The organism is Bullifex sp., assembly GCF_034103065.1.
GTDB lineage: Bacteria > Spirochaetota > Spirochaetia > Sphaerochaetales > Sphaerochaetaceae > Bullifex.
Genome location: NZ_JAXEGN010000154.1, coordinates 1 through 16,133, shown reverse-complemented (window position 1 = coordinate 16,133; position 16,133 = coordinate 1). Strand labels below are relative to the sequence as shown.

Genomic DNA, 16,133 nt, shown 5'->3' with positions numbered 1-16,133 from the left:
CTTGCTGGCCAGTATGAGATGAGAGTCAGCACCCATTCGGAACACATGGGTACTCTGGCGGAACCTGGATCAGGCTTTGAAGTTTCATATGAGAACTGGAAGCAAACCAGGGTTAAACCAGAAGCTGCAACCCTTTAGGGTGGCGGTAGTTCACTAACTCAAAACTACTTGGAGTTACACTTTCAAAGTCTAAGATTAAAAAGTGTGAATTTGATAGCATTAAATTTACCTATAGTGATTTATCAAATTCACTTATCTTAGATACAAAAATTAATAACTCTGATTTATCTGAAACAACACTTTCCGATATTGAACATAAAAACCTACAGATAATAGCTTCTATCCTAAGTAGAGCCTTTTTAAATGGCACTATGCTAAAGGATGTAACACTAATTAATAGTGAGCTTTCCTCAATATTCATTTCATCAGATTTCAAAGAGTTAAAGGGAGTAGAGCTTGATGTATCTCAAGCTCTAGATGTGGTAAGACTTCTAGGAGTAAAACTAAAGTAACCCATGCTCCTTAAAGGAAAAGTATGACTTATTTGAGAAGATCAAATGGTCAATAACTCTTATTCCTAGAAGCTCCCCTGACTCTGCTAGTCTTGTTGTGGTCGCAATATCCTCCTTACTTGGTGAAAGTATTCCACTAGGGTGGTTATGTGCTAACACAACAGCTGTTGCTCTACGTGAAATTGGGTCTGAGAACACTTCTCTAGGGTGAATTAAAGATCTATTCACAAGCCCTATAGTTGCTGTAAAAATATTAAGAATTTCATGGGCTCCATTTAATACAATTACTATAAATTGCTCCTGTTCTCTTGATGCAAAGTGCTTAATTTCCATGAAAATATCATTTGGCGTAGTAATTGTATTTCCATTTCTTACTGCTCTTCTTCTTCCGATTTCAAGTGCAGCTGAGATAACAGAAGCCTTTGCCGTACCGATACCATTTATTGTTGCAATTTCATCAGTAGATGCATCTACATTGGTATCTAGTAAAGTAAGTAGGTCGAGTGCGATATCATTTACCCTCCTTTTTGCATTTCCACTCGAAAGTAAAATCATGAGAAGCTCTAAATCAGATAGTGCAGAAGCACCCTTAGTTTCGAGCTTTTCCCGAGGTCTGTCCTGTGGTGGCAACTCTCTTATTGAAAGCTGCGAGATATAGTTTTTTTCGTACTTCATATTAATAATAGAAAAAAAGCTGTTAAAAAAAACAAAGTTTGATATATTTGGTCTAATGAGTGAGAAAAAATATAAGGTTGGACAGCTTGCAGAGGCTGCTGGATTAACTATTAGAACAATTCGATATTACGATGAAATGGGGCTATTAAAGAGCTCTGAAAGAACCTCTGGTGGACAGAGAATCTATAGTGATGCTGACCTTGTTTATATAAAAAGAATTATGGAGCTAAAAAATCTATCATTTTCGCTTGAGGAAATAAAAAAGATTATTATGCTCTCTGGTGAAGATAAAAGTGGAGAGTTAAGAAGAGAAATATTACTCTCTCAATATAGAGAAAAGCTTGAAGATGCAGAGCAAAAGGTAAAAGCTTTAAATGACCACATTGGTGAACTTAAGTGGCACATTAAGCAACTAGAAAGTGCATCAGACTCATTTCAGGAGTGTCCTGGTGCACTATGCGAAAATTGTTCATTTAAAAAGAATTGTTCGTTTGCGAAAAAGAAATAAGCTTGGTAAGTATTTTATAGCTAAGTCTTCCAACATCCTCTTGAATATCCTCTGGAAGATATTTAAAGAAGAACATTATTTCATATGTTAAATAACCGTTATAATCAATTTCGTTTAATGCCTTGATTACCTCTTCCCAGTTAATTGAGCCAAAGAAAGGCATAAAATGTTCATCATACTTTTGATGGTTGTCAGCAATGTGAGTACCAATTAAATATTTACCCATTGCCTTTATTTCACTTGGAATATCAAGTCCATACATATGAGCATGTCCTGTATCAAGACAAATACCTACATTAGAATTATTTAAACTATCAATAATTTGGATTAACTCTGTAGCTCTTCCTATTTCATCATATCTTTCCATATTTTCTATTGCGAGCCTACAGCTACTTGGAAAATCCTTAAGAACTCTTTCAAAGTAATTAATATTATCTTCAATTGAACCTTTTATTGGGTGAATTACTACAGTATCAATATTTAGTTTCTCAGAGTATTCAAAAGCTCTCTTAATTAAATCATCAATCCTATTTCTTTCATTTTGATCAGCATTTAGATAATCAGGGATGTAAGGAACATGGCTTTGGTTATAGTTTAGTCCTAAGCTTTCTTTTAAGGATTTTAATTGTCCAATGTAAGCATTATCAACTCTGTGGGTTGGATTTAACATTTCACAAAAGTTAATATCAATGTTTTTATAACCATATGATGTGATAAGGGGGATGGATGAAACCATCTCCCTTCTACCGCCTCTTTTGAAACAAAGTAAATTAGTACTAGTTGAGATTTTGTCTATTGAAAGCATCAAGACCTCTATCAATTTCATTTGTCATTTTATCAACAGTCTCTTCGATAGAGATGTTTTCTTCAAGCATAGCTTTAATATTTGATTGGAATGCATAATATACTTCATATCCATTAGGGATCCAAAGACCTACAACCTTAGGATTTGAAGCAAGTAGTTGGTCGCTAGCTACCTTGAACTCTGGATTTTGCTTGCAGTGTGTTTTAAATTCGTCAAGGTTATATGTATCTTTGTTTACTGGAAGATAACCTGTTTTGATGTGCCAAGTAAGCTGACTTTCAGCACTTGTTAAGTACTTCATAAATTCATATACAGCTTTAGATGTGTTTTCATCTTGATCAAATGTAAAGAGGGCACCACCACCAAGGTTAACACCACCTGTTGCTTCTTCGTTAACCATAGGTAGATAACTAACACCTAATTCAAATCTTCCATCGATAGCATTTAATACAGTTGTAAGGTTACTAGTTGAAGCAAACATTGAAGCAGTTTGACCAGAAACAAACTCTGTTGTTACTCCACTAGTAGAGTTTTTAAGTCCACCAGTTTTATATAGCTCTTTCCATTTTTCTAAGAAAGCCTTTAATGTACCTTCTTCCTTAAATACAGTTTTAGTTGCAAAGCCAAGGTGACCATTATCCATATCGGTTAAATAGCTTCCACCATTTTGGCTACCGATAAATGCACACATTTCATATGTGGTAGGAACAGATGAAATTGCATATGTAACAATCTTGCCATTTTCATCCTTTTGACAAAGTTTATCTGCTACATTAATCAAGTCGTCAAGAGTTTTAATTTCCTTAACTCCTGCTTTATCAAAGAGAGTTTTATTGTAGTAATAAAGGATTGTTGATGCATTAAAAGGAAGACCAATTACACGATTTTTATACATCATGCTTTCTTTTGCATGGTCGAGTAAGAAGGATAAATCATCACCATTAGCTTTAAATAAATCTTCAACGTACAATAAATCACTATTAGCTGCCATATCAACAACACCTGTTGCATCGAGCTGTACTAATGATGGATATTCACTTTTATCACCACTTTGACTAACTGCTTTTACTTTTGTTAGTACGTCACTTGCTTTACCTTGGTAAATTGCAGTAACGAAGATATTTTTTTCTTTTCCTACGCTATCGTTAAAGTTATCAACAAGGTCTTCAATAGCTTCACCAAGAATACCACTGTTTGAGTGCCAAAATGTAATTTCAGTTACACTTGTTTCTTTTGCTCCTGCAGAAAAAAGAGTGCAGAGAGAAATAGTTAGTAGTAAAGAAAGTAAGAGTAGTTTTTTCATTTTATCCTCCTATTAAATATATAAGTATCCCCTCTCAAGTGCCTTCAAAATACTTTTCTTGAAGATTATGAAGAGTATTGTAAAAGGGATAAATAACAAGATTATTGCCGCAAGAGTAGGGCCGTAGCTAAGGCTCTCTGAAAAACCTAACATTGTAATTCCTACCTGGACTGTTCTCATCTTTGGCTTATTTGTAACAAGCAAAGGCCAAAGATAAGAATTGAAAATATTCACAAAGCTTTGTAAGGAAAGTGTTACTAAAATAGCTTTTGATAGTGGAAGTAAAATAGAAAAAATATATTTTCTATCTGAAGCACCATCTAGTAATGCACTTTCAAAAATATCTTTTGGAATTGTGAGCATAAATTGTCTTAAAATAAATATCTGACTTGCTCCAAGTAGACTCGTTGAAATAATTCCCAGATAGGTATCTGTTAATTTGAGGCGCTGAATAGTTATATAGTTTTCAACTAGCAATAAGTCTGATGGAATAAATAGAGTTAATACTAGTATGCTAAAGAGAAAATCTTTTCCTTTAAATTTATAGTGAGAAAAAGCATAGGATGATAAAAAAGCAATAATAAGCCTTAAAAGAGTTCCAGTAAAACCTGTAATTATTGAATTTACTAGGTAAGTAGTAAAGTATTTATGATTAAAAACCTTCAAGTAATTTGAAAAGTTTAGTTTACTTGGAAGTATTTTAGCTGGATATGTTGTGAAGTCTGCAGCTGAGAAAAAAGAAGCTGATATTGCATAAAAGAATGGGAAGACCATGATTAATATCATTGCTATTAATAAAACATTTGTAAGCTTTTTCATTAATATGTAATCCTCATTTTTTCAAAGCGTTTATAGATAGTTAAAATTATTGCTGCAATAATAAATACACATGTGCTTATTGCTGCTGCTTTTGAAAATGCAGAGTTCTTGAATGCTGATAGATAGTAGTAATAAACAATAGTTTGGGTACTTCTTGCAGGGCCTCCCTCTGTCATTACCATTATTGGTGCACAAATTAATAGTGCATCTTTAATTGCAATAAATACAATAAAGGAAAGAGTTGGTAGAAGGAGTGGAAGCTTGATGTATAAAAACACTTGAAATGGAGTGCATCCATCTACCATGCTTGCTTCTATTGGGCTTTTATCAAGATTTCTATATGCACTTAAAAGAAGAAGATAATCAATTGAAATATCAAGAAAGATTCCTAAAAAAACTAAACTAAAGCGAGCAGGGAGTGCTTTGCTTGACCATAAAATATCTAAATGAAGTAGAGAATTTATAACACCATTTGTTTCATTAAACATGAATTTAAATAGTAATGCTGCACTTGATAAGCCAATTGTCATTGGGAGCATGAATACTGTTTCTGCAACTTTTGATAATCGATTTTTTCTTCTTGTAAGAACTACTAATGTTATCACAAAGAGTGTGTTTAAAGGCACAAACATTACCATAAAGATAAAAGTATTTTTAAGTGATAAATAAAAAACTTCATCTGTAAATAAATCCTTGTAATTAGCAATGGCGCAAAATGAATTAAGTTTACCTTTAATAGATATATTGAAAAATGATGATATTACTGAGCGTATAAAAGGATAGTAAACAAATACTATAGCAAGCAATAATGCTGGAAGTATATAAAGATATGGTTTTACTATTTTTTTACGCATGCTTGGAAGGATAATGATTTTTTGCTTTATAGTCAATTAATTCTTTGTAATATATATAAATATAACGAAACAAAAGATAACGTAATATTTTTATTGGTAATCTTTTATTGTAATATAATTATATCTTAATAAATAATTTTACCTTTTATACTGTCTTTTTTACCATAAAGGTTGTAACATATCATAAGTAAATAAAAACATGGAAGGAGAAAACTTATAATGAAGCCAACTCTTTTGGTATTAGCTGCAGGTATGGGTAGCCGTTATGGCGGTGTAAAGCAGATTGATGCTGTAGGTATGCACAATGAAACACTCTTAGATTTCGGTGTTTTTGATGCAAAAAACAGTGGTTATGGCAAAGTTGTTTTTATAATTAGAAAGGATATTGAGAAGGATTTCAGAGAGAGACTTTTCGATAGAATTGCAAGAAACATGGATGCTGAATATGTATTCCAGTCATTAGATAGCTTACTAACAGCAGAAGAACTTGCAAAGAGCCAGGGCAGAGCAAAACCTTGGGGTACTATTCATGCATTACTTTGTGCTAAAGATGCAGTTAAGACACCTTTTACAGTAGTTAATGCAGATGACTACTATGGTAGAACAGCATACCAAGATCTTGGTGCTTATCTTTCCAAGCTTGATAACGATTCAACAGAACATGCAATGGTTGGTTATGTTCTTGAAAATACAATGAGTAAGTCCGGTTCTGTTTCTCGTGGTATTTGTAAAGTTAATAACGGCATGCTCGTTACAATGGAAGAAAATACTAAGATTGAATATACAGCTGATGGTGGTATTGTTTCACACCTCGATAGAGGCGATGAGACTTTAACAGGTAAAGAAATTGTTTCAATGAATTTCTTTGGCTTCACACCAAAGGTATTTGATTCCTTCGTCCCATATTGGGAAGCTTTCAAGAGAGATAATATTACAGCTCCAAAGGCTGAATGCTTACTTCCTAATGGCGCTGGTAAGATGGTTGAAGATGGTGAAGGTACTATTAAGGTACTTACTAGCCAGGAAAGATGGTTTGGTATGACATACCCAGAAGATAAGAAGATTGTAGTTGACGAGCTTAGAAAGAAGATTGCTGAAGGCTACTATCCTGAAAAACTTTGGGAAAAATAATACATTATAATTAATTTCTTGCCTCATCTAGTTTTAGGTGAGGTTATTTTTTTTCTTGACAAAATATCTATAATTTGTAATTATCTTTTCTGACAAAAATATTAAATATGTCAATTACTTACAACTTATGAGGATATAATGACTGTTCCATTTTTATTTGAAACAAAGTGTCAAACAATTGGTGATTACATCTTTTTAATGGAAAAAGATAAAACTGGTAAATTTATTGATTTTAAATACAGTGAAGTAAGAGTATTAGTTCATTCCTTTGCTGCAGCTTTAAGAAGTCTTGGTGTTAAAAAAGGAAGCTTAGTTGGATTAATTAGTGATAATAGATCTGCTTGGATTGTTTCAGACTTAGCAATAATGTCATTAGGAGCTGCTGATGTTCCTCGTGGACGTGATAGTACAGCTAGTGAAGTTGAGTTTATTTTAAAGGCAACTGAGGCAGAGACTGCTATTGTTGAAAACAAGGATCAACTTAAGAAAGTTCTATCTGTAAGAAAGTCTTTAACTGCTTTAAAGAATCTAATTGTATTAGATGATGAGTTAATTGTAGAGGTAGATGATATTGCAAAAGAAAATGATGTAAATATTTACTTTTACAAGGAGTTAATTGAAAAATTTAAGAGAAGTGAAGATAAAGAGTTAATTAAATCAATTAACGAGTTAAAGGAAAGTGACCTTGCAACTGTAATCTTTACAAGTGGAACAACAGGTGAACCAAAGGGGGTAATGCTAAGCCAGGGAAACTTCGACGGAATTATTAAAAATATTGATTCTGTTCATTTCCCAACAGCTCCTAGACAACGTTGGTTAAGTGTACTTCCTGTTTGGCATTCCTTTGAAAGAATAATACAGTATATAATCATATATCTTGATTCAACAATTTGTTACTCCAAGCCTATTGGAAAAATCATGCTTGGGGATTTAAAGAGAATAAATCCACATTTCATGGGTTCTGTTCCACGTATTTGGGAAAGTGTTAAGAGTGCTGTTTATGCTCAAATGAAGAAAGAAGGTGGAATTAAAAAGATTGCTTTTGATTTCTTTGTTAAGGTTGCGGATAAGCACTACAAGTACAGCAATATGTACCATGGTTTAACAAGAAAGTACACAAAGAGAAATAGATTTGTTGAGATTACAACATCAATAATTCCTCTTATTTTCTTAAAACCACTATATAAGCTTGGTGATAAACTTGTTTACTCACAAATAAAAACTAAGCTTGGAACAAACTTTACTTGTGGTATTAGTGGAGGTGGTTCACTATCACCACAAATTGATGATTTTTTCAATTCAATTGGAATTAACTTAGTTGATGGCTATGGTTTAACAGAAACTGCTCCTGTAATTGGTATTAGAGCATGGACAAAGAGAAGACCTGGTACCATGATTCCATATGGTAATGTTGATATCAAGATTATCTCTCTTGAAACAGGAGAACTCTGTAAGCCTGGTGAAAAGGGCGAGTTACACATTAAAGGTGACCAAGTAATGCTTGGTTACTACAAGCGACCAGATTTAACAAGTAAGGTAATTGACAAGGATGGATACTTTAATACAGGTGACCTTGCAGTTTGGACATACGATGGTGAGTATCACATAGTTGGAAGAAGTAAAGATACTATTGTTCTTTCTGGTGGGGAAAATCTTGAACCAGTTCCAATTGAAGCAGCTTTAAATGAAAGTGAGTACATAGAATCTAGTGTAGTAGTTGGTCAGGACCAAAAATATCTTGGAGCTTTAATTGTACCTTCTATCCAAGCAATAGAATATTACTTGAAGCAAAATAAAATCTATTACATCTCTCGTGAGGACATCTATTCTCTCCCTGAAGTTCATTCTTTAATCGAGAATGAAATTAGAGAAAGAGTAAGTTCTAAAAATGGCTTTAAGAGCTTTGAACAAATCTACAAATTTACTCTTTTAAAGAAATCTTTTGAGATAAATAAAGAGTTAAGTAGTAAGCAGGAAATTAAAAGGTTCCAAATTGCAAAGCTATATGAGAATGAAATTAAATCAATGTTCTAATGTTGGAGGGCACCTTGCCCTCCAAAATACTTAATCGAGGATAATAATAGCTAAGAGGACTAATGGCTCTTCGTTATCATTTCTTATTGCATGACTTTCTTGGTCACCAGTAATTACGATATCACCAGCTTTCACCTCTTTATCTCCATCTTTTTCGCTAACAACACCATTTCCTGAGAGAATATAGTAATACTCGGTTTCCTTAATGTGTGTATGATAGCCAATTGAACAACCTTTATTTAAGGTGAAAGTTGAGAACATTCTTGCATGTTTAGCCATATCAAGGTTTCCCAATATTTCATTTTTAATTACATCTCCGTTACCATCTCTCATTTTTGTTATTTTTGAGATAATCATATCCTCTTTTTTCTTAATCATAGGTAATTCTCCAATAACTATGATTTTTTAACAAATGTGCCAATAAGTCAAATTATTGTGTAACTATTTGGTTGAATAATATATTTTTTTAGCTAGAATAATCCCCATGGAGAAAGAAATGAAAAAAATCATTACTATTTTATTACTTTTAATCGTAACACTTCCGGTATTTGCAGCTAATACTCAGATGAAGCTTGAGCTTGGCGTTCAAAATACTGATATTTCCTTAAACTATAAGGGAAATACAGGAAATGTTAAGTTCAATGCAAAAACTGATTTAAACTTAAATGTTGTTTTTGATGGTAAGAATGGCTTTAATTTAGTATTTGCACCAGATTTAACAGGTAATAGCTTTGTCGTTGGAGGTGGTTATGTACTCCAAACTAAGGTTGGTAATTCTACAAAGCTTTTAGTTTCTGCAGGTCCTAGAATTAATGTTAAATCATCAACATGGTCTCTTGGAGCTGATGTAAGTGCATCATTACATTTAGATCTTACATCTAAAATGTATCTTGCTATTTCTACTGGTACAGAAATTTACCTTGCTGAATTTAGAAATGGTGAGACAAAGGCTTACCTTGATTTAACAATTCCACTTCCAAGAATTGCTATTGGTTATACCTTCTAGTTAATAAGCTATTTTCGAATAGATGGTAAAATTTATTTTTATGTGTAAAACATAATTACAGATGGTTTAATTTTTTTTAAAATCATATTTTTCATACCATGAGACTGAAATATTTGGTTTTTATATCCCTATCTAGAAAGATAGCCTAGATAGGGAAATTTTGATTTTAGAGTTTATAACCTAAGTTGTCAGCAATAGAATTAAATTTATCTTTAGATAATCCAGAATTAGCAATCGCATAGTCTAGTGTAATATTTCCACTATTAACTAGCTTTAATAATGTTCTAACAGTACCTTCAGCTATGCCATCGGCTTTTCCAATATTAATTCCATCAGCTTTGCCTGTATCATAGGATTTTGCTACATACTCTCTAAGTGCTTCACAAACCTTATCCTCTCCATCTACTGTTGTCTTATAATACATCGTACACTCCCTTATCACTTGATCTTTCATATCACTGTAATTGTAAGAAATTAAACTCTGCATTAGATTATTTAAATCTTCTCTGCCTTTGTTTTCAGCATTCACATAAATGATATTATTACCATCTTTTAATGGCAAGTTTATTTCTTTTTCTTTCCTTATAAACTCATATAATTGTTTTCCAAGCCCAAAGATATCCTTTTCCATTAGAAAGATTACTATGCTTTGTTTTAGCTTCCCATATGCCTGGTTTTTCTCTAACGCATATTTCACATCTATCATAGATGAGATATATCTTGCTCTTTTTTCTAAATCATCATTGTTAACTGTTTGTACTTCAATATCATATAAGACTCCATCTTTATCTATTGCAAGACAATCGAGAATAACAGAGTGTTGAAAGGAAAAGAGATGGATATCATCTTGTGTATTTACCCTCAAAATAGATATATCGTCCCTATTTAAAGTTACCCTAATAATATGCTCAACTAGAGGAATATTATCCTTTGCCATAGTTCGAAACAAAGCATCATTAATAGGTCGTAGAGCTTTTGCAAGCTCTATTTCCTCTTTGGTATATTTTATTTTCATTATAATTTATCTCTATAATTAATCATTGGCGAGATAGTACTACTAAGACTTACTATCTCTTACTTTTTATTACCTCCTATGAATAATAGAAGTAAAATGAAAAAAATATTAACTTTGAATTATACTATTTATACGTTTAATTGTTATAAACTATTGTATTATAAGTGATTATAGAATTTTTTAACTTGATTAAATTATACTTGGATAATCATGTGTAATGAGAATTAACTAATAAAACAATTTTTATACTAGTTAAAGAAAAAAATTATTTTCCTCTTCATTTTTTCATAAAGAGCATAAAAAAATAAACCCACCTCATTTTATAAAAACTTGGTGGGAAATTGAAAATAGTATTGAGTGTCTAATAAATTATATAAAGATTAACCTAGTGTTATAATCCAAGGAGTCGGTCGAGTTCATTCTCCCGTCTAACACCTGAGACTCTTTCAACTAGTTCTCCATTCTTAAAAACAAGTAGAGTAGGAATTGTTTCAATACCATATTCTCTTGCTAGTTCTGCTTCTTCATCGCAGTCAATCTTAACAAGTCTAACTTCCTCATCGCTATGCATTTTTTCGTAGCGTTCGAGTATTTGACCTTGCATTCTACAAGGACCACACCAAGTTGCAAAGAAATCAACGAGAACTGGAACAGGGCTCTTTAATACAGCCTTTTCAAAATTTTCTTTATTTACATGATAAATCATCTTATTCAAAATCTCCTTATAAAAAATATAGTGTCATAATACTCGGAAGGCAAGATTAAGGTACAATATACGTTGCAAGAATAGCAAAGCGTGCAATGTCATTATTTGATAATCCAGCTACCGCAAGTGTTGTTGATGATACCTCTAATAACCCCTTAGTGTATAAAAAATCTAAACGCTCAGATAGTTTTGAAGAATTAAAAGTAATTCCTCCATCTGTTTCCTCTGAGAAATGTGTAGCTCTATATGTATCACTATAGTCTTTATTTAATTCATCTGAGATAGTAAAGGATGCATCTGTTCTATATTGATATGGTGTAAAAATTGACCAGTCAAGAGAACTAGGCTGAGAAGATGAGAGTGCATAAATTACTTCACTATCTGATAAACTCTCAACACTTGAAAGTACTTCTTTACAATCTTTTTCACTTTGAGCATTAATATATTCAACCCAACTTGCTGCGTCCTTTGCATTAACAGCACCTTTTTCAGAGAGTGCATAAATACATAATTCAATATCTTTACTTTCTGAAACTTTAAACTTTGCAGATGTATCAGATGCTTCAATTAAGCTTGAATTAAAGATAATTGAACCATTTTTAAAAGTAACTGTATCCTTACCAAGAGCTTTTGATAACTCAACACGGTCAGATAATAATCCTGTAATAAAGATAAAATCAGCATTTATGTCTTTAACTGAATCTGCTATTACTTGAGTATCGATATTTTGAGTAAATCCAAGAGGAATAAATAAAACATCAAGCTTTGTGAATGAATCATCCTTTAAAATTGGGGCATCAACTGGACGATAGATATGAGGTAGCCCCATTGAATTAAGGTCTTGAGGATAAGCATTAAGTCTTCTTGCTTTTGCAAGTGATTGAGCAAAAGCAGCTTCTTTTGCTTTCCTTTCAGCTTCAGCCTTTTGTCTTGCTTCCTCTGCTAAGCGTTCTTCTTCAGCCTTCTTTTCATTAATAAGTCTTTCTTCTTCAGCTAGCCTTTCGGCTTCTAAACGTTCAGCTTCTAAGCGAGCTTTTTCTTCTGCTTCAAGTCTTAATCTTTCAGCTTCTTTTTCAGCTTGAATTCTTTCTTCTTCAGCAAGACGAGCTTCTTCGGCTAATCTTTCAGCCTCAATACGCTCCTCTTCTGCCTTTTTCTCAGCTTCAATTCTTGCTTCTTCAGCAAGCTGTTCAGCCTTTATACGTTCTTCTTCAGCAAGACGTTCTTTAATAATTCTTTCTTCTTGAGCCTTTATTTCAGCTTCTAATTTTTCTTGAGCAAGTCTTGCTTCCTCTTCTGCTTTTTGCTTTTCATCTAGAATTACTCTGTATCTAGTTTCTTTTAAATTAACATTTTCTTCTAAAGAAATTTTCTCAAAACCCATTGAAGAAGTGTAGGTTGCACACCCAAAAAGAAGGAATATTAAAAGTGAAAAAAGAATAATCCACCTTAATTTAGACATAACTTTTCTCCAAAGCTGGCTATTTCATTATCATCATATTTATCTTTATTTAAAACAAACCCTTTGCCATCACCAGTGTAACGTGGAATAACATGGATATGAAGGTGTGGAACCTCTTGGCCTGATGCAGGATCGTTGTTGATCATAATATTTGTACCATCAGCACCGAGTACTTCTCTCATCTTTAAATCAACTCTTTTTGCTACTTCCATCATGTGGGATAATTCATCTTGTGGAGCAAGAGTAAAACGTGGATATGGTTTTTTAGAAATAACTAATGCGTGGCCTTTTTGGATTGGATTAATATCTAATATTACAATGCATACATCATCTTCATAAAGTTTGACTGAAGGAATCTCATTATCGATAATCATTTCAAAAACTGTTTTCATAGATAACTCCTATTTTTAGGAATATTAGCATAGAATAAAAAGATTAAATAGTTTTTACCTTATTTTTTTCACTAACTTACTTGCACAATTATAATAAAACGAATATTATGCGAAATCGGGTGCAAGTGATAGAGCTTGCACATTTGTATTCTAACAGTGATTTTATATTTAAGAGGTTTTATATTATGGCAAACAACCTTCTGGATATGAGAAACATTGGTATCAGTGCTCATATCGACTCAGGTAAGACAACACTCAGTGAACGTATCCTTTACTACTGTAACAAGATTCATGCTATCCACGATGTAAAGGGTAAAGACGGCGTTGGTGCAACCATGGACTCAATGGAGCTCGAAAGAGAAAGAGGTATTACAATTGCATCTGCTGCAACAAACGTATTCTGGAAGGGTCACGAAATTAACGTTATCGATACTCCGGGACACGTTGACTTTACAATTGAAGTAGAACGCTCACTCAGAGTTCTTGATGGTGCAATTCTTGTCCTCTGTTCAGTAGGTGGTGTTCAGTCTCAGTCAATCACAGTAGACCGTCAGATGAAGAGATATCATGTACCACGTATCGCATTTGTAAACAAGTGTGACCGTTCTGGTGCTAATCCTTATCGTGTTAAGGATCAGCTTTGTGAGAAGCTCGGTCTTAATGCTGTACTCATGCAGATTCCAATTGGCCTTGAAGATAAGCTCGAAGGTGTAGTAGACCTAGTTGAGATGAAGGCTTATTACTTCGATGCAGGTGAAGATGGAAAGGGTATCAGAGAAGCAGAAATCCCAGCATCATTATTAGATGAAGCTCAGAGCAAGAGAGAAGAGCTCCTTGATACAATCTCAATGAACTCAGAAGAGCTCATGGAAGCTATGCTTGAGGATGCAGTAACAGTTGACCTCATCAAGAAGGTAGTTCGTGAAGAAACTATTGCACTTCGCTTAGTACCAGTATTCATGGGTTCTGCTTATAAGAACAAGGGTATTCAGAAGCTCCTTGATGGTGTTATCGATTACCTTCCAAACCCAACAGATGTTCATAACTATGCTCTCGACCTTGATGACAATGAAAAGGAAATTGAGCTTCCTTCAGATGACAGCCTTCCACCAGTTATTCTTGCATTCAAGCTTGAAGATGGTCAGTTCGGTCAGTTAACTTACATCCGTATCTATCAGGGTAAGATTAAGAAGGGTGATGAACTTTTCAACACAAGATCAAGAAAGAAGTTCCGTGTTGGTCGTCTTGTTAAGATGCATGCTTCAACAATGGAAGATATCAACGAAGCTGGATGTGGTGAAATTGCTGCACTCTTTGGTATTGACTGTGCTTCAGGTGATACATTCTGTGCTCCTGGTGTTAACTATTCAATGACAAGTATGTATGTTCCTAACCCAGTTATCTCACTTGCTATCAAGCCAGTTGATAAGAAAGCAGCTGATAACATGGCTAAGGCTCTCAACAGATTTACTAAGGAAGACCCAACATTCCAAACTTATGTTGATCCTGAATCTTCTCAGACAATCATTAAGGGTATGGGTGAGCTCCACCTCGATGTTTACATTGAGAGAATGAAGAGAGAGTATAAGGCTGAAGTAGAAGTTGGCCAGCCAGAGGTAGCATACAGAGAAGCTATCACTCAGAGAGCAGACTTTAACTTCACACACAAGAAGCAGACTGGTGGTTCTGGTCAGTACGCTCGTGTTGCTGGTTACATTGAACCAATCGTTCAGGTTGATGGCGAAGAAGTTAAGGACTACGAATTCGTTGATGAAGTTAAGGGTGGTGCAATTCCTACAGAATATATCCCATCTTGTGATAAGGGCTTCCAGACAGCTATGAAGAAGGGTACTCAGATTGGATTCCCTGTAGTAGGTGTTAGATGTGTAGTAAACGATGGTGCTTGGCACCCAGTTGACTCTTCAGATATGGCATTCCAGACTGCAGCTCTTGGTGCATTCCGTGAAGCATATGAGAAGGCAAAGCCAGCTATTCTTGAGCCTATCATGAAGGTTGAAGTTGAAGGTCCATCAGAGTTCCAGGGTAACATCTTCGGTTCTATCAACCAGAGAAGAGGTATGATTGTAAGTTCAACTGAAGATAATAACCAGTGTCAGGTTATTGCTGAAGTTCCACTCTCAGAGATGTTCGGTTACTCAACAGTTCTCCGTTCTCTCTCTCAGGGTAAGGCTGAGTTCACAATGGAAGTTGCTAAGTATGGTAAAGTACCACAGAGCGTTTCTGATGAACTTAAGAAGAAGTACGAAGAGAAGAAAAAGGCTGAAAAGAAATAAGCTTTTCTTAAATACTTTATTTGAGGTCGTGTATCTTGCACGGCCTTTTCTTTTTTTTTAAGATTATTTCTTATGAAGATTGTTGTAATTGATGGACAAGGTGGAGGACTTGGAAAGCAAGTTGTAAGTGCGATAAAAACTAATTTTGGTTCAAAGGCTGAAGTGGTTGCGATTGGAACCAATGCAGTTGCAACCCAAGCTATGTTAAAAGCAGGGGCAGATATTTCTGCTACTGGTGAAAACCCATTGAAGGTAAATGTAAAGGATGCTGATGTAATTATTGGTCCTATTGGTATTGTTATTGCCAATTCTCTTTTTGGTGAGGTAACTGCGAAGATGGCTAAAGCTGTAGGAAAAAGCCATGCAAAAAGATTATTAATTCCTGTTAATCTTTGTAGTAATATTGTGATAGGGGTAAATAATTTATCACTAAACGTTATGGTAAATGGAGTTATTGGTGAGCTTGAAAAGCTTTTTAATTCACATGAAAACACGCAAGGAAGTTGACTCCTTTTAAGGAGGCGAAGGAATTGCGTAAAGATTTGTATCATAAGTGATAAAGTAGTATAATACTAATATGGAAACAGTAATTACAGCTAAACTCTTATTGCATGTGT

17 protein-coding genes are annotated in these 16,133 nt (G+C 33.9%); 7 read left to right on the top strand and 10 right to left on the bottom strand.

The window, feature by feature from the left end; all coding sequences use genetic code 11:
- Positions 1-371: 371 nt before the first annotated feature.
- Positions 372-512 (top strand): hypothetical protein, encoded by a 141-nt coding sequence (locus SOY52_RS06100; protein WP_320848083.1) that lies wholly within the window; start codon positions 372-374, stop codon positions 510-512.
- Here SOY52_RS06100 and radC read toward each other — a convergent pair.
- Complete coding sequence (gene radC / locus SOY52_RS06095; RefSeq protein WP_320848082.1) at positions 504-1,187, bottom strand: RadC family protein; 684 nt, start codon at positions 1,185-1,187, stop codon at positions 504-506. The genes SOY52_RS06100 and radC overlap by 9 nt on opposite strands.
- A gap of 55 nt (positions 1,188-1,242) precedes the next feature.
- Between radC and SOY52_RS06090 the strand changes: the two genes are divergently transcribed.
- Entirely contained in the window at positions 1,243-1,695 is a 453-nt protein-coding gene (locus tag SOY52_RS06090) for a MerR family transcriptional regulator (RefSeq protein ID WP_320848081.1), read from the top strand.
- Here the strand turns inward: SOY52_RS06090 and SOY52_RS06085 are convergent.
- The 4 genes from SOY52_RS06085 to SOY52_RS06070 are packed head-to-tail and all read right to left on the bottom strand — an operon-like array spanning position 1,661 to position 5,476.
- Complete coding sequence (locus tag SOY52_RS06085) at positions 1,661-2,500, bottom strand: sugar phosphate isomerase/epimerase family protein (protein ID WP_320848080.1); 840 nt, start codon at positions 2,498-2,500, stop codon at positions 1,661-1,663. The two genes, SOY52_RS06090 and SOY52_RS06085, sit on opposite strands and share 35 nt — an antisense overlap.
- Positions 2,472-3,803 (bottom strand): ABC transporter substrate-binding protein, encoded by a 1,332-nt coding sequence (locus tag SOY52_RS06080; RefSeq protein ID WP_320848079.1) that lies wholly within the window; start codon positions 3,801-3,803, stop codon positions 2,472-2,474. Before SOY52_RS06080 ends, SOY52_RS06085 begins: the two co-directional genes overlap by 29 nt.
- Positions 3,804-3,815: 12 nt before the next feature.
- Positions 3,816-4,622, bottom strand: a complete 807-nt coding sequence (locus SOY52_RS06075) for a carbohydrate ABC transporter permease (protein ID WP_320848078.1) — start codon at positions 4,620-4,622, stop codon at positions 3,816-3,818.
- Positions 4,622-5,476 carry a sugar ABC transporter permease gene (locus SOY52_RS06070; protein WP_320848077.1) on the bottom strand — a complete coding sequence of 285 codons (855 nt, stop codon included), beginning with the start codon at positions 5,474-5,476 and terminating at the stop codon, positions 4,622-4,624. Before SOY52_RS06070 ends, SOY52_RS06075 begins: the two co-directional genes overlap by 1 nt.
- Before the next feature lie 219 nt (positions 5,477-5,695).
- On the opposite strand from SOY52_RS06070, the gene SOY52_RS06065 reads away from it, so the two are divergent.
- Positions 5,696-6,607, top strand: coding sequence for a hypothetical protein (locus tag SOY52_RS06065; protein WP_320848076.1), 912 nt, complete (start codon positions 5,696-5,698; stop codon positions 6,605-6,607).
- Positions 6,608-6,745: 138 nt separating this feature from the next.
- Entirely contained in the window at positions 6,746-8,641 is a 1,896-nt protein-coding gene (locus SOY52_RS06060) for a long-chain fatty acid--CoA ligase (RefSeq protein ID WP_320848075.1), read from the top strand.
- 30 nt (positions 8,642-8,671) lie between these two features.
- On the opposite strand, the gene SOY52_RS06055 is transcribed toward SOY52_RS06060, so the two are convergent.
- Positions 8,672-9,019, bottom strand: a complete 348-nt coding sequence (locus SOY52_RS06055; RefSeq protein ID WP_320848074.1) for a cupin domain-containing protein — start codon at positions 9,017-9,019, stop codon at positions 8,672-8,674.
- Positions 9,020-9,137: 118 nt separating this feature from the next.
- Here SOY52_RS06055 and SOY52_RS06050 point away from each other — a divergent pair, with 118 nt between their 5' ends.
- Complete coding sequence (locus SOY52_RS06050) at positions 9,138-9,647, top strand: hypothetical protein (RefSeq protein WP_320848073.1); 510 nt, start codon at positions 9,138-9,140, stop codon at positions 9,645-9,647.
- Positions 9,648-9,813: 166 nt separating this feature from the next.
- On the opposite strand, the gene SOY52_RS06045 is transcribed toward SOY52_RS06050, so the two are convergent.
- The 4 genes from SOY52_RS06045 to SOY52_RS06030 all read right to left on the bottom strand — a co-directional run bounded on the left by SOY52_RS06045 (position 9,814) and on the right by SOY52_RS06030 (position 13,222).
- Positions 9,814-10,662, bottom strand: coding sequence for a PD-(D/E)XK nuclease family transposase (locus SOY52_RS06045; RefSeq protein WP_320848072.1), 849 nt, complete (start codon positions 10,660-10,662; stop codon positions 9,814-9,816).
- Between the two features lie 391 nt (positions 10,663-11,053).
- Positions 11,054-11,368: a thioredoxin gene (gene trxA, locus SOY52_RS06040; protein ID WP_320848071.1), complete on the bottom strand. Its 315-nt coding sequence runs from the start codon at positions 11,366-11,368 to the stop codon at positions 11,054-11,056.
- Between the two features lie 55 nt (positions 11,369-11,423).
- A complete protein-coding gene (locus SOY52_RS06035; RefSeq protein ID WP_320848070.1) occupies positions 11,424-12,830 on the bottom strand; it encodes a cell envelope integrity protein TolA in 1,407 nt (468 codons plus the stop codon).
- The gene (locus SOY52_RS06030) at positions 12,818-13,222 is read right to left on the bottom strand and encodes an HIT family protein (RefSeq protein ID WP_320848069.1); all 405 of its coding nucleotides are present in this window, start codon (positions 13,220-13,222) and stop codon (positions 12,818-12,820) included. The genes SOY52_RS06035 and SOY52_RS06030 overlap by 13 nt, the downstream gene beginning before the upstream one ends.
- A 185-nt stretch (positions 13,223-13,407) precedes the next feature.
- Here SOY52_RS06030 and fusA point away from each other — a divergent pair, with 185 nt between their 5' ends.
- Positions 13,408-15,516, top strand: coding sequence for an elongation factor G (gene fusA, locus SOY52_RS06025; RefSeq protein ID WP_320848068.1), 2,109 nt, complete (start codon positions 13,408-13,410; stop codon positions 15,514-15,516).
- 72 nt (positions 15,517-15,588) lie between these two features.
- Positions 15,589-16,023 (top strand): DUF3842 family protein, encoded by a 435-nt coding sequence (locus tag SOY52_RS06020; protein WP_320848067.1) that lies wholly within the window; start codon positions 15,589-15,591, stop codon positions 16,021-16,023.
- Positions 16,024-16,133: the final 110 nt, after the last annotated feature.